Annotated in this window: 2 protein-coding genes; one reads left to right on the top strand and one right to left on the bottom strand. The window is 41.2% G+C overall.

Features of this window, described 5'->3' with window-relative positions:
* Positions 1-129: 129 nt before the first annotated feature.
* Positions 130-324, top strand: a complete 195-nt coding sequence (locus tag PX636_RS01530; RefSeq protein WP_002770192.1) for a hypothetical protein — start codon at positions 130-132, stop codon at positions 322-324.
* A 26-nt stretch (positions 325-350) separates the two neighbouring features.
* On the opposite strand, the gene PX636_RS01535 is transcribed toward PX636_RS01530, so the two are convergent.
* Positions 351-767 carry a DUF1816 domain-containing protein gene (locus PX636_RS01535; RefSeq protein ID WP_004162910.1) on the bottom strand — a complete coding sequence of 139 codons (417 nt, stop codon included), beginning with the start codon at positions 765-767 and terminating at the stop codon, positions 351-353.
* Positions 768-1,158 lie beyond the last annotated feature (391 nt).

Genomic DNA, 1,158 nt, shown 5'->3' on the forward strand with positions numbered 1-1,158 from the left:
ATGAAGTAATTTAAGTTTCAAGAAGAATGAACCCGATCTTTTTTACGATGGGGGTAAAAGTGATTTTCAATTTCTCAGGTTGAAAGATGAATCCAGATTAAGCTATCTCAACGATAAGAGGACAAGCCAATGTTTGAAGATTTTACCTATATTACCGATGAGGCTTTTTTAGAGAATTATTGGTGGGAAGAAAAAGTTATCTGTCCCCACTGTCAGGGCAAAGGAAGAATCTATCTAGAGACGGAGAATGAATCCGTCCCCTGTAAATTCTGTGAGGGTAAAGGCATTATTAAACGAAAACAAGAGGAAGCTAACTATTCCTAAAAATCTGTATAATTAGATACCATACATTAAAAATATTCTTGAGTTAAAACCTCTGGCTGACATTGTTTAATTTCGCTGTTAATTCCCAGGGCAGATTCCGATTGGAGGTCTTCGATATAACCGGATTGATGGGATAAAGCTTCCGAAAAACTCTCAAAAGGACCGAAATAATAGAGACATTTCGGCTGAGTGGTGGTGATCTCTATCCACCAAGGTTGAGGTGGTAAACTAGGCTTAATCGGGGCAGTTTCTGGGTCAAGAGGCCTTATACTGAGAATCTTGGCCCCTTGGCGCAGGAGGCGCTGTGTTTCTTGACTCATGCGGCTTTTAGGTACTCGCAGGACTGTCCGGGAGAAGCGTTGAGGCAAAGAGCCAGAAGAACCGGAAAAAACAACTTCATAGAGAAATATTTGATTCTCTCCCTGATTATTAGCCTCTAGCATACAGAAAAGATTCTCTTTTAAGGGTAAGGGTTAAAAAACAGACGCTACTTTGAGCAGATGACTCAAGCAAAATCATCTCCTAACAGAGTAGCGCATCTTGATACGATAGTATAGAGCGGCAAAAAGTTAGGTTTTGACCTACTCTCCCCTCACAGCATAGCTTGACGAGAGATTCTTCAACAAGAAGAACCCGATAGAGTTCTTTATGATGCTGTAGCCGAATCTAGGTCTTTTATCTTAATGGTGAGGTACAAAGTTTTTGTTTTTTGGAGTCGGTGGTCGATGCCAAATCCTCTTATACTTCATATTTATGAGAAACCATGTCAATAGGGTTTGCGGCAAAAAGTTTTTCGTAGGGGTGGGGTGGGGGGGTGGGGTATAGGGTGTAGGG

The organism is Microcystis sp. M53598_WE2, assembly GCF_030067735.1.
GTDB classification, from domain to species: Bacteria; Cyanobacteriota; Cyanobacteriia; order Cyanobacteriales; family Microcystaceae; genus Microcystis; species Microcystis aeruginosa.

What these genes read in the sequence shown, in the direction of transcription:
- PX636_RS01530 (WP_002770192.1), top strand. Translation starts at nt 130, where the DNA reads ATGTTTGAAGATTTTACCTATATTACCGATGAGGCTTTTTTAGAGAAT.
- PX636_RS01535 (WP_004162910.1), bottom strand. Translation starts at nt 767, where the DNA reads ATGCTAGAGGCTAATAATCAGGGAGAGAATCAAATATTTCTCTATGAA.